This is a genomic window from Streptomyces sp. NPDC058773 (genome assembly GCF_042746015.1).
Lineage (GTDB): Bacteria > Actinomycetota > Actinomycetes > Streptomycetales > Streptomycetaceae > Streptomyces.
In genome coordinates this window covers 1-12,185 of record NZ_JBHYPE010000029.1, presented here as the reverse complement: position 1 = coordinate 12,185, position 12,185 = coordinate 1, and the positions used below count along the sequence as shown (strand labels likewise).

10 protein-coding genes and 1 pseudogene are annotated in these 12,185 nt (G+C 72.9%); 8 read left to right on the top strand and 3 right to left on the bottom strand.

Going from position 1 to position 12,185, the window contains the following annotated elements; all coding sequences use genetic code 11:
* Window positions 1-258 precede the first annotated feature (258 nt).
* From ACFW5B_RS23520 to ACFW5B_RS23505, 4 genes and pseudogenes are all read left to right on the top strand, one after another.
* Window positions 259-345, top strand: a pseudogene (locus ACFW5B_RS23520) (IS5/IS1182 family transposase); the annotation flags it as partial.
* Window positions 346-562: 217 nt separating this feature from the next.
* Entirely contained in the window at window positions 563-1,495 is a 933-nt protein-coding gene (locus ACFW5B_RS23515; RefSeq protein ID WP_386442866.1) for an alkaline phosphatase family protein, read from the top strand.
* A 3-nt stretch (window positions 1,496-1,498) separates the two neighbouring features.
* Window positions 1,499-2,815: an MFS transporter gene (locus ACFW5B_RS23510; protein ID WP_386442863.1), complete on the top strand. Its 1,317-nt coding sequence runs from the start codon at window positions 1,499-1,501 to the stop codon at window positions 2,813-2,815.
* Between the two features lie 11 nt (window positions 2,816-2,826).
* The gene (locus ACFW5B_RS23505; RefSeq protein ID WP_386443106.1) at window positions 2,827-3,843 is read left to right on the top strand and encodes a TolB family protein; all 1,017 of its coding nucleotides are present in this window, start codon (window positions 2,827-2,829) and stop codon (window positions 3,841-3,843) included.
* On the opposite strand, the gene ACFW5B_RS23500 is transcribed toward ACFW5B_RS23505, so the two are convergent.
* Window positions 3,840-4,274 carry a hypothetical protein gene (locus ACFW5B_RS23500; protein WP_386442861.1) on the bottom strand — a complete coding sequence of 145 codons (435 nt, stop codon included), beginning with the start codon at window positions 4,272-4,274 and terminating at the stop codon, window positions 3,840-3,842. The two genes, ACFW5B_RS23505 and ACFW5B_RS23500, sit on opposite strands and share 4 nt — an antisense overlap.
* Window positions 4,275-4,446: 172 nt before the next feature.
* On the opposite strand from ACFW5B_RS23500, the gene ACFW5B_RS23495 reads away from it, so the two are divergent.
* Window positions 4,447-5,619, top strand: coding sequence for an ROK family transcriptional regulator (locus ACFW5B_RS23495; RefSeq protein WP_386442858.1), 1,173 nt, complete (start codon window positions 4,447-4,449; stop codon window positions 5,617-5,619).
* Window positions 5,620-5,703: 84 nt separating this feature from the next.
* Here the strand turns inward: ACFW5B_RS23495 and ACFW5B_RS23490 are convergent, their stop codons facing one another.
* On the bottom strand, window positions 5,704-6,450 hold the full coding sequence (locus ACFW5B_RS23490) for a GntR family transcriptional regulator (protein ID WP_386442857.1): 747 nt from the start codon (window positions 6,448-6,450) through the stop codon (window positions 5,704-5,706).
* A 358-nt stretch (window positions 6,451-6,808) separates the two neighbouring features.
* Window positions 6,809-7,702, bottom strand: a complete 894-nt coding sequence (locus tag ACFW5B_RS23485; RefSeq protein ID WP_386442855.1) for an RNA polymerase sigma-70 factor — start codon at window positions 7,700-7,702, stop codon at window positions 6,809-6,811.
* Between the two features lie 190 nt (window positions 7,703-7,892).
* On the opposite strand from ACFW5B_RS23485, the gene ACFW5B_RS23480 reads away from it, so the two are divergent.
* The 3 genes from ACFW5B_RS23480 (at window position 7,893) to ACFW5B_RS23470 (ending at window position 12,067) form a co-directional block, all read left to right on the top strand.
* A complete protein-coding gene (locus tag ACFW5B_RS23480; RefSeq protein WP_386442852.1) occupies window positions 7,893-8,729 on the top strand; it encodes an alpha/beta fold hydrolase in 837 nt (278 codons plus the stop codon).
* 251 nt (window positions 8,730-8,980) lie between these two features.
* The gene (locus tag ACFW5B_RS23475; RefSeq protein ID WP_386442849.1) at window positions 8,981-10,591 is read left to right on the top strand and encodes an alkaline phosphatase D family protein; all 1,611 of its coding nucleotides are present in this window, start codon (window positions 8,981-8,983) and stop codon (window positions 10,589-10,591) included.
* Window positions 10,592-10,675: 84 nt separating this feature from the next.
* On the top strand, window positions 10,676-12,067 hold the full coding sequence (locus tag ACFW5B_RS23470; RefSeq protein WP_386442846.1) for a GNAT family N-acetyltransferase: 1,392 nt from the start codon (window positions 10,676-10,678) through the stop codon (window positions 12,065-12,067).
* Window positions 12,068-12,185: the final 118 nt, after the last annotated feature.

Here is a 12,185-nt window from a genome sequence, read left to right as displayed (position 1 = left end):
CGTCTGGGTCGCGAGCCTGGCCCACGCCGGAAACAACATGGTCCTCTTCCTGATCCTCGGCGAAACCCTGGACGGGAGGAAAGGCCTGGGCACGGTCGCCCCCATGCTGCTGACCCTCGTCCCCCCTGGCCGTCATCTGCCTGTGGCTCGTCAGCACCCGAAGACTGACCCGCGATCACCGGACACCGAGGCCGCAGCCCGCACGGCACGTTGCCGGAACGGATTGAGGTCGTACAGCATCGATTTCTCAAGGCGACGGCGGCGAAGCGTCCGCAGGGCGGAGACCGGCACCGAGCAGGTGACCGCGAGGCGACGGCGGCGATCGTGTTCGTGGCCACGTCGGGCATCAAGGCCGATGGCTTCCTCGGCTTCGTCGCCCTAGCCGCAGGCCGCATCTGCCAACGCCTCCTCACCACATGAAACGACGTCTAAGGCGCAGGCGGCGGCGCATAAGGACGTCCGCCGTTCGGCCGGGCGCCATCTTGAAGGCATGTACATGCCCGGGTGACAGCTCTACTCTGGCGCCGCCCGCGCAGCCTTCCCCCCTTGTACGGAGACTCCCGTGCCTGCTACGCCCGCGTCATCTTCCTCCGCCGGATCCCCCGCCTCCCACCGCAGCCGCCGCTCAGGCCGCCGCAAACTCACCGCGCTCGCCGGGGCGTTCACCCTCGCCACCGCCGGTCTCGGCGTCTGGGCCGGCAACGGCTTCGGCGCCGAGGCCGCCACGACCGCCGTGCCGACCCCGGACCACGTCGTCGTGGTGGTCTTCGAGAACCACGCCTACGACCAGGTCGTCGGCAGCTCCAGCGCCCCCTACATCAACTCCCTGGCCTCCGGCGGCGCCGGCCTGACCGCCTCCTACGCCGAAACCCACCCGAGCCAGCCCAACTACTACGCGCTCTTCTCCGGCGACACCCAGGGCGTCACCGACGACAGCTGCGTCACCCCGGGGTTCAGCGACGCCCCCAACCTCGCGTCCGAGCTGACGGCGGCGGGCAGGTCCTGGGCGAGCTACAACGAGTCGCTGCCGTCCGAGGGCTCGACCACCTGCAAGAGCGGCAACTACGCGCAGAAGCACAACCCGTGGTTCGGCTTCAGCAACGTCTCCACCAACTCGGCACACACCTTCGGCGCCTTCCCCAGCGACTTCACGAAGCTGCCCACCGTGTCGTTCGTGGTGCCGAACCTGTGCAGTGACATGCACGACTGCTCGGTGTCCACCGGTGACACCTGGCTGAAGAACAACCTCAAGAGCTATGCCGACTGGGCCAAGACCCACAACAGCCTGCTGCTGGTCACCTTCGACGAGGACAACCGGCTCAGCGGCAACCGCATCCCGACCGTGCTGTACGGCCAGTCCGTGCAGGCGGGCTCCACCTCGGCCACCACCTACAACCACTACGACGTGCTGCGCACCCTCGAGGACATGTACGGCACCTCGCACGCAGGCCACGCTGCCGACGCCAAGGACATCGACGGAATCTGGGCCGGCTGACCCGTGTATCTCGCAGACGGCCGCCCGGCACCCTCCGCTTCTGGCACGCCGGGCGGCCGGCGCGCCGGTAGAATCCGCCGCGCCGGAGCCGCCGTACCCTCCACGGTGCTGGTCCTGGGCACCGTCAGCCTGATCACCGACATCTCGTCGGAGATGGTCACGGCCGTGCTCCCGCTGTACCTCGTCGCCGAACTCGGGCTGTCCCCGCTGGGGTTCGGCGTGCTGGACGGGATCTACAACGGGGTGAGCGCGCTGGTCCGGCTGGTGGGCGGGCGACTGTCGGACCGGGGCGGGGGCCGCGGACACAAAGCAGTGGCCGCGGTGGGATACGGACTCTCCGCGCTCTGCAAGCCTCTGTTGCTGATGGTGCACTCGTTGCCGCTGATCGGCGCGGTGCTGGCGGTGGACCGGACCGGCAAGGGGCTGCGGACCGCGCCACGGGACGCGATGATCTCCCTGGCCGCCGAACCTGCCGTCCGCGGCCGGGCGTTCGGGGTGCACCGGGCAATGGACACCGCGGGCGCGCTGTGCGGCCCGCTGGTGGCGTTCCTGCTGCTGCGGGCCGCGGCGGAGGGCTATGACGCGGTGTTCACGGTCAGCTTCTGTGTCGCCGTGCTGGGCGTGGTCGTCCTCCTGCTGTTCGTCCCCGGCCGCGCCCTGCCCGCCGCGAAGGACACCGCCGAAGGAACACCGGCCGGGCCCGGGACGCCGGTGCGCGACCTGCTGCGCCGACCGCAGGTCCGCCGGCTGACCGCGTGCGCCGTGCTGCTCGGGCTGACCACCGTCAGCGACTCCTTCCTGTATCTGGCCCTGCAACGGCGGCTGGACCTCCCGGCGGCGTGGTTTCCGCTGCTCCCGCTGGGCACCGCCGCGGCGTTCCTGTCGCTGGCGGTCCCGATGGGGGCGATCGCCGACCGGATCGGCCGCCGGCGGCTCTTCGTGGCCGGGCATCTGCTGCTGCTGGGTGCCTACGGGCTGCTGCCGGCTCCCCTCGGCGGCGGCACGGCGCTGGTCTGTGGCGTCCTCGTGCTGCACGGCGCGTTCTACGCGGCGACCGACGGGGTGTTGGCGGCGGCGACCGCCGACGCGGTGCCCGAGGACGCCCGCGGCAGCGGTCTGGCGGTGGTGCAGACCGGCCAGACGGCCGCTCGCTTCGTCTGCTCGCTCGCCTTCGGCGCCGCCTGGACCGCCTGGGGCGACCGCACCGCCGTCCTCACCGCGGCCGGCGGACTGGCCCTGGCCGCCGTCCTCAGCGCCCGGCTGCTGCGTCCGGCCGGATCTGCGGCGGCCCCTGACTCCCCCTCGGAGCACACACCGTGAACCGCATACCGTTGAGCCGCACCGCGCGCCTGCTCCTCCTGCTCGGCACCGTCCTCGTCCTCGGCGGGGTCGCCGTCGGCGCGACCCTGCATGCCGCGGGGCGCGCCGACCGGAAGGACCGCGCCCAGTCCGGTGGGCCGGAGGTCACATCCGGCGCCGTACGCCTGGACGCTCCGCACCGCGGCCTCTTCCGCAACATGGCCTGGGGCCCGCACCGCGACGAGATCACGGCCGTGCCGGACGGGCGGCTCGACGGCCCGCGCACCGCGTCCGGGGTCCACTGTCTGCGGTTCCACGCGGCCGCCGGAACCGGCATCTGCCTCCAGGCCGTGCACGGCAAGCTCCGGGACACCTATCGCGCCGTCCTCCTGGACAACCGGCTGCGCGAACTGCGCCACTACGACCTGGCCGGCGCCCCCACCCGCGCCCGGGTCTCCCCCAGCGGCCGCACCGTCGCCTGGACCGTCTTCGTCAGCGGTGACTCCTACGCGGGCACCGCCTTCTCCACCCGCACGTCCATCGTCGACACCCGCGGCCGGCGCCTGGACGCCAACCTGGAGACCTATGCGGTGACCGTCGGCGGACGCCGGGTCCGCGCCGCGGACATCAACGTCTGGGGCGTCACCTTCGCCGACGACAACCGCTTCTACGCCACCGCCGCCACGGGCGGAAAGACCTATCTCGTCCGCGGCGACCGGAGCACCAGAACGCTCCGCGCCCTGCACTCCAACGTCGAATGCCCCTCGCTGTCCCCCGACGGGACCCGTATCGCCTACAAGAAGCGCGTCGCGGGCGCCGACCCCGACGCCCCCTGGCGGCTCTACGTCCTCGATCTGCGCACCCTGCGCGAGACCGCGACCGCCGAACGCCGCAACATCGACGACCAGGCCGTCTGGCGCGACGGCCACACCCTGGTCTACTCCCTGCCGGGTGACTACGGCTCCGATCTCTGGACCGTCCCCGCCGACGGCACCGGCTCCCCGCACCGCCTCCTCTCCGCGGCGCTCGCCCCCGCGTTCTCCCGTTAGGGCACTGCTTCCGCGACGGCCACCAGCAGGTGGAACGGCAGCTCGCGGGCGCCCTGCCCCAGCCCCACGCCGATCCAGCGGCCCTGCACCCGCCAGGTGTGCATCCGCGGGACATAGCCGCACAGGGTGTCCAGCGGCGGCCGGACCGGGAGGCCCTGCGCGGTCCGCTCCAAACAGGCCGTGAGATCGACCGTTTCGGGCGGGCCCCACCGTAACGACAGCGCCTGCACCAGCGCCGTCAGCTCGGCCGTGAACTCCTCCTCGGTCTCCGTCACCTCGGTCACGTCCGCGTCCCAGAACTCCCCGCTGACCCGCAGGCCGGCTATGCGGAAGCCGGGTCCGCTCTCGACCGTCGCGGACCGGCCCGGGGCCGCCGGGAACTCCCGCAGCCGGATGCGGTCGATGACCGTCAGATGCTCGTCAATGGTCATGCCGTCAGTAAACCGCGCGGGTCTGACAATTGGCCTTCCCGCGGTCGCGCGCGGGCGGACCCGGAGCCCACCGAGCGGGCTCCGTGGCGGGCCGGCCCCTTCCCGCGGGACTCGCCGCGCACCCTGCGACCGGCTACGATCCGCCCCACACGCACAGTGAGGGAGACGGACGTTGGGGCGGCTCACCGGCGGGGACCCGTCCCTGCTGCGACGGATCAACTCCGCGGTGGTGCTGCATGCGCTGCGCGCCGCGGACTCCGCCACGCTCACCGATCTCGTCCGGACGACGGGCCTGTCCCGGCCGACGGTCGAGGGGGTGGTCGAGGGGCTCATCGGGACCGGTCTGGTGGTCGAGGCGGCCGCCGAGGAGGGTGAGACGCGTCGCCAGGGGCGGCCGGCCCGCCGGTTCCGGTTCCGTGCGGAGGCCGGTCATCTGCTGGGCATCGAGATCGGCCCGCACCGCGTCGCCGCCCTGCTGTCCGATCTGGGCGGCCAGGTGCTGGACTCCGCACAACGGTCGGTCGAGCAGAGCGCACCGGCCGACGAGCGCCTGGAGCGGGTCCGCGCCGTGGTGGCCGATCTGCTGCGCCGTACGGGCGTTCCGCGCAGTTCGCTGCGGGCCGTCGGGGTCGCCGGACCCGGCATCGTGGAGGCGGACGGCACCGTCCGGCTGAGCACCGCGCTGCCGGGCTGGACGGGTCTGCCGCTGGGAGAGCGGCTGCGGCGGTCGTTCCGCTGCCCGGTCCTGGTCGAGAACGACGCGAACGCCGCCGCGGTGGCCGAGCACTGGCAGGGCGCGGCCACCGGCACCGATGACATCGTTTTCGTGCTGGCGGGACTCAGCCCGGGGGCCGGCTCGCTGATCGGCGGCCGGCTGCACCGTGGCTTCGGCGGGGCCGCCGGGGAGATCGGCGCGCTGCATCTGCTGGGCCGGGAGGCGACACCGGAGAAGCTGCTGTCGACGACCGGTGAGCCGCTGCATCCGCTGGACGAGGCGCAGGTGGCGGCGGTCTTCGCGGCGGCGCGGGACGGCGACACGGAGGCGCGGGAGGCGGTGGACCGCTTCATCCGGCGACTGGTGCACGATGTCGCGGCGCTGGTGCTGGCGCTGGACCCGGAGCTGGTGGTGATCGGCGGCTGGGCGGCGGGCCTGGCGGGCGTACTGGAGCCCCTGCGCGGGGAGTTGGCACGCTACTGCCTGCGCCCGCCGCAGGTCGCTCTCTCACAGCTCGGCGAGGCGGCGGTGGCCACCGGGGCGCTGCGGCTCGCGCTCGACCACGTGGAGGGCGAACTCTTCGCCGTGGAAGGCACGGTGACGGGCCGTCCCCGCACCGCGGCGCACTGACAGCGCACCGTTGAACCCGGCGCGGACGACGGCGCACCACTGAGCCCCGGCGCGACGACGAACCCGGTCAACTGCCGTGCGGGCTCAGCCCGCGAGCAGCGCGACCGTTTCGCTCTCGCCGAAGGTCAGCCGGCAGGTGTCCGCACGGTAGGTGGAGACCGCGACGGCCGTGGTGCGGCCCCCCGAGACGTAGCGGGTGGTGACGACCAGCACCGGGGCGCCGGGCAGCCGGTCCAGCTGCTTGGCGTCCTCGGCGCGGGCCGAGCCGAGCTCGACGGTACGGTCCTGGCCTTCCAGTTCCAGCGACTGAAGCTCCTGGAGGACCGCGTAGGCGCGGGCCGGGCCGGTCAGCAGGGCGATCTCCGGGCGTACGGGAACCATGGCCACCGGGAGGTACAGCAACTCGGCGGCGAGCGGCCGGCCCTCGGTGTCCCGGCTGCGGCGGACGATGTGCACCCGGTCGCCGGCGGCCGTCTCCAGCAGGCGGGCCACCGCCGCGGGCACCCTCTCGCTCTCGACGGCGTCGACCGGCTGCCAGTCGTCACCGGCGGCGCCGGGCCAGGTGTGACGGGCGGGGGTGACGGGGACACCGACGCGGGGCGGGGCGACCGTGGTGCCCACGCCACGGCGGCGCTGCAGTCTGCCTTCGAGTTCCAGCTGCTCCAGCGCCTGCCGCAGCGTGGCCCGTGCGACGCCGAACCGGGCCGCCAGATCACGTTCGTTGGGCAGAATCTCGCCGACCGCGAACTCCGAGTCCAGCGCCTCGCTGAGCACGGTCTTGAGATGCCAGTACTTCGGCTCCGGCACCGTTTCGAGCTGCGTGGTCCCCACCCTGTCCTCCGCACTGGCCGTTACCGGGGCTGCTCCCCCAGGGAAGCCGGGCCGCACGCGCCCGGGAGATCTGGGCCCGCCGCGCGCCCGAATATGAGCGCTTCTTTATGAAAGGTTGTTGCAGTATCCCGACGATATGGCCGCCCCCATCCTTGGTCAAGACCAATCCGGTATCCGTTTCACCCGCCCGTCAGGCCCGAACGGGCATGACGGAGGAGGACCGCGGAAGCCTGAGAAATACCGCCGGGGCAGCACCTGACGTCTTCGAACTCCCGGCCCGGGCAAGGGTGCAGAGGCTCGCGGAGCCACCGCTCAGCCGACCGTGGCTCCGGCGGGCCACCGTCCATCAGGCCGCCGCTCAGCCGCCCGCGAGTGATCCCAGCTTGTCCGGGTTGCGGACGATATAGACGGTCTGGATGCGGCCGTCGACGATCCCGAACTGGAGAACGGCATCCGGCGCCCCGTCCAGCCGCGCCAACAGGGCGATGCCGCCGTTGAGTTCGAGAACGCTGAACTCCAGACCGGCCGGCACGGACCGGGTGACGGCGAAGAGGAAGCGGCCGACCTTGTCCGCGGACTCGATGACCCGCAGCGGTGCCTTGGCCTTCCCTCCGCTGTCCCCGACCAGCCGGGCGTCCGCCGCCAGCAGCCGCAGCAGCCCGTCCAGGTCGTCGCCGGCCGCCGCGGCCAGGAACCGCTCGGTCAGATCCCGCTGCCGGTCCGGATCGACCTCGTAGCGCGGTTTGCGCTCCTCGACATGCCGCCGGGCCCGGCCCGCCAGTTGGCGGACCGCGGCCTCACCGCGGTCGAGGACGGTGGCGATCTCCGCGTACGGATAGCCGAAGGCCTCGCGGAGCACGAACACCGCGCGCTCCAGAGGGGAGAGCGACTCCAGGACGACGAGCACGGCGAGGGTGACCGATTCGGTGAACACCGCCCGCTCGGCGGTGTCCGGGGCGGTGCCGCCGAGATCGGTCCGCAGCGGCTCCGGCAGCCAGGGCCCCACATAGGACTCGCGCCGCGACTGGACCTGGCGCAGCCGGTCGATGGCGAGCCGGGTGGTGATCCGTACGAGGAAGGCCCGCGGCTCGCGGACCTCCGCCCGGTCCGCGCCCGCCCAGCGCAGCCAGGCGTCCTGCACCACGTCCTCGGCATCGGCCACCCGGCCGAGCATCCGGTAGGCCACCCCGAAGAGTGTGGAGCGGTGCTCCTCGAAAACGGCGGTGACCTCGGTCGCGGAATCCTTCAGCACCCCTCCATCCCACCCGGCCGACCCGGCCTTGTCCAGCGGAAAACCGTGGCGCGGCGCCGCCCGCGGACGTGGGGTGCGGCACATTCCCCCGCATCCCGGCCGCCCCATACCGAACGGTAGTCCCAGCTGGCATCGTGTCAGCGCACGCCCGGCAGTACCGAAAGTCCCGCACCATCAGAGGAGTTCGCCCATGGCCGCCCCGGTTTCTTTCGCCCGTGTCAGCCCCGCGGACCGGCCGCCGTTCACGGTCGCCTACGAGCGCAAGGGCGCCGGCGAGCCCGTCGTCCTGCTGCACGGCATCGGCCACCACCTCCAGGCCTGGCGCCCGGTGTGCGACATCCTCGCCGCCTCCCACGAGGTCATCTCGCTCGACCTGCCGGGGTTCGGGGCCTCCCCCGCACTGCCCGACGGCTCGTCCTACGACCTGTCGTCGGTCATCCCGCTGCTCACCGCGGCGTTCACCGAACTCGGCGCCGAGCGCCCGCATGTGGTGGGCAACTCGCTGGGCGGGCTGCTCGCGCTGGAACTGGGCCGTACCGGCGCCGCGCGGTCGGTCACCGCGCTCTCACCCGCGGGCTTCTGGACCGCGGCCGAGCGGCGGTACGCCTTCGGGGTGCTGCGCGGGATGTACGCCGGCGCCCAGGCGCTGTCCGAGCCGGTGGTGGAGTCGCTGGCCCGGAGCGCCCTCGGCCGGGCGTCGCTCACCGGCACCATCTACGCCCACCCCGGCCGCCGCTCGGCCGAGGCCGTCGTGGCGGAGACCCGGGCGCTGCGCGAGGCACCCGGTTTCGCGCCGACGCTGGCGGCCGGCCGGGAGGTGCGGTTCACCTCCGATGTGCCCGGCGTCCCGGTGACGATCGCCTGGGGCAGCCGCGACCGGCTGCTCCTCCCCCGCCAGGGCGTACGTGCCAAGCACACCATCCCGGCCGCCCGGCTGGTACGGCTGCCGGGCTGTGGGCATGTGCCGATGAACGACGATCCGGCGCTGGTGGCGCGGGTCGTCCTCGACACGGTGGGCCGGCCGTGACATCGCCGTCTCCGGGGGCCACCGTTCCGGCGGCGCGTATCGGGTCCGTATGTGCCGTGGCGGCATCCTGGCGATCGGGCCGCGGTCTTGCGAGCATGGCCCGGTTCCCGCGGTCGCGGGGCCGCGGCCCGTACAGGCCAGCGGCACTCCGTGGTCCGTGAACGGGCCGGAGTTCACCGTCCGTTCGACTGCGGGGCACCGGACAGCGATACGAACAGGTCGGCAAGGTCGTCGAGGCATGGAGGTTGGAGATGGCCCAGGGATCCGGCGGCGGCTTCGGACGGCGGTCGCTGCTGCAGGGGGCTGCGGCGGGTTCGGCGGCGCTGGCACTGCCCGTGCTCCCCGGTGCCGCGCCGGCCCAGGCCCGCGGCGGGCGCCCGAGCGCCGACTGGGGCGTCCAGGTCGGGGACGTCACCACCTCGTCGGGGCTGGTGTGGGTGCGGTCCGACCGGCCGGCCCGGATGGTGGTGCAGACCGCGGCGACCGAGTCGTTCCGCAACGCCCGGTCCTGGCACGGGCCGGTGGTCGGGCCGGACACGGACTTCACCGGCGTGACCTCGCTGCACGGGCTGCCGTCCGGTGAGCAGATCCACTACCGGGTGCTGCTGGCCGACCCGGACGACCCGCGGCGCACCGGCGAGCCGGTCGCCGGCACCTTCCGCACGGCCCCGACGGGACGCCGTGCGGACCTCCGCTTCCATTGGTCCGGCGACCTGGCCGGCCAGGGCTGGGGCATCAATCCGGACCGCGGCGGCTACCGCATCTACGAGGACATGCGCCGCCGGAACCCGGACTTCTTCCTGTGCAGCGGCGACAACATCTATGCCGACAACCCGATCCCCGAGCGGGTGACGCTGCCGGACGGCCGGATCTGGCGCAATGTGACGACCGAGGAGAAGTCCAAGGTCGCCGAGACGGTCGCGGAGTTCCGTGGCGCGTTCCGCTACAACCTGCTCGACGAGAATCTGCGCCGCTTCAACGCCCAGGTCCCGACGGTCACGCAGTGGGACGACCACGAGGTGCACAACAACTGGTACCCGGGGCAACTGCTCGACGACGACCGGTACACGGAGAAGCGCACCGATGTGCTGGCCGCGCGGTCGCTGCGGGCCTTCAGTGAGTATTTCCCGATCCGTACGCTGCGGCCCGACGGTGGGGGTACCTCCCGCTCGAGCGGAGCCGGGAGTGGGGGAGGCCGGGTCTATCGCGTGGTGCACCACGGCCCGTTGCTCGATGTCTTCGTCCTGGACATGCGCCGTTACCGGAACGCCAATTCGCCCGGCCGGCAGACCGATGACCCGCAGGGCATCCTCGGGGCGGAGCAGCTGCGCTGGCTCAAGCGGGAGCTGTCCCGGTCGCATGCGGTGTGGAAGGTGATCGCCTCCGACATGCCGCTGGGCCTGGTCGTCCCGGACGGCAAAACCAACTTCGAGGCCGTGGCGCAGGGCGATCCGGGTGCTCCCCTGGGGCGTGAGCTGCAGCTGGCCGAGCTGCTGCGGCACATCAAGCACGCCCGGGTGACCGGCACCGTCTGGCTCACGACGGACGTCCACTACACCTCGGCGCAGCACTACGCGCCGGAGCGGGCCGCGTTCAAGGACTTCGAGCCGTTCTGGGAGTTCGTGTCGGGGCCGCTCAACGCGGGCGGCTTCCAGGCGCTGGAGCTGGACGGAACCTTCGGGCCGGCGCAGCCGTTCATCAAGGCGCCGGACCGTGCCAACACCTCCCCCGCGGAGAGTCCGCAGTACTTCGGCGAGATCGACATCGACGGGGGCAGCGGGGAGCTGACGGTACGGCTGCGACAGGAGGGCGGCCAGGTCTTGTTCAGCAAGGTGCTGCAACCGGGACGGGTAGGACAGTAGGAGCCAATGCGCCGATTGCGTCTTTTACCCGTCGGACACAATGTGTTGGCGATCAGGCAATACCTGTCCGCCAGGCTTGTGTGCATGACTGAAGCATCCTCTGCCCGTTCCGCCCGCCGCCCGCAGCGGCGGCATGTCCTCGAACTGGCCGCGCTCTGCACGGCCGTGGCGGCGGCCGACGCCCTCGCCCACACCCTCACGCACGGCCCGTCGGGCCCGCTGCTGCTGTGCGCCGCCGCGGTGGCGGTGCTCGCCACGGCCGGTTTCCACCTCTGGTGGTCACGACGCCACGGAAACGCCCCGCCTCCGACCGATACCGGCGCCACGGCGCCGTCCGCCGAGCGGGCCCACGGGGCCGACGGCCAGGAGACGGTGCTGTGGCGCATGCGGACCACGGTCCGGGACGAGCCGGGCAGCCTGGCCGCACTGTGCACGGCGCTGGGCGCGCGCCGGGTGGACATCCTCAGCCTCCAGACCCATCCGCTCTCCGACGGCACGGTCGACGAGTTCCTGCTGCGCGCTCCGGCCACGCTGACCCCCGACGCGCTGACCCGTACGGTGGCCGGCGCGGGCGGCGCGCACAGCTGGCTGGAGCGGGCCGATGCCCACGATCTCGTCGACGCGCCGACCCGGATGCTGAGCCTGGCGACCCGGACCGCCCTGGACTCCGCCGAACTCCCCCTGTCGCTCCGGCAGTTGCTGGGGCGCTGCACCATCCATTCGGTGCCCGCGCGCTCGCTGCACGGCCGGCCGCTCGCCGAGCAGGTCCCCACCGAGGGCGTGCTGGACGAACACCGGATGAAGTTCCGCGACCCCTCCGGGGGTTCGCTCACCATCGAAAGGCCCCAATTGCCCTTCACTCCCACCGAGTTCGCCCGGGTGCGCGCGCTGGTCGACCTGGACGCCCGGCTCGGCCAGCGGGTGCCCCCGCGGCGCGACGTGCTGACGCTGCCCGAGGGCAACGAGATCACGGTCCGCCGCGCCGGCACCACCGATCTGGCCGCGGCCCGGGAGATGCACGACCGCTGCTCCTCGAAGACCCTTGGACTGCGCTACCACGGCCCGGTCGGCGACGCGGACCGCTATCTCGGCCATCTGCTCAGCCCGCGGTTCGGCCGCACCCTGGCCGTGGAGACCGCCTCCGGCAGGCTGGTGGCGCTCGGTCATCTGCTGTGGGACGGCGACGAGACCGAGGTCGCACTGCTGGTCGAGGACGCATGGCAGCAGCGCGGTATCGGCGCCGAGCTGCTGCGCCGGCTGATGGCGATGGCGGCCGAGACCGGCTGCGAGAGCGTGTACGCGATCACCCAGGCCTCCAACACCGGCATGGTGGCCGCGATGCGGGGCCTCGGGCTGCCGCTCGACTACCAGATCGAGGAGGGCACGCTGGTGATCACCGCCCGCCCGACGGGTGTGCCCGCCTCGCGGATACCGCGGGGGAGCGTGCGTCTCCATGACGGCAGCGGGCGCCGCTGAGCGCCCCCAGAGGCCGCGGCCGGCCGGGCCGGGGGCGCCCCCCCCGCCCGCGGCGCCCCCCCCGGGGCCCCCCCCCGCCGGGGGGGTTTTAAAAAAAGGAGGGGGCGCCCGCGCGGAG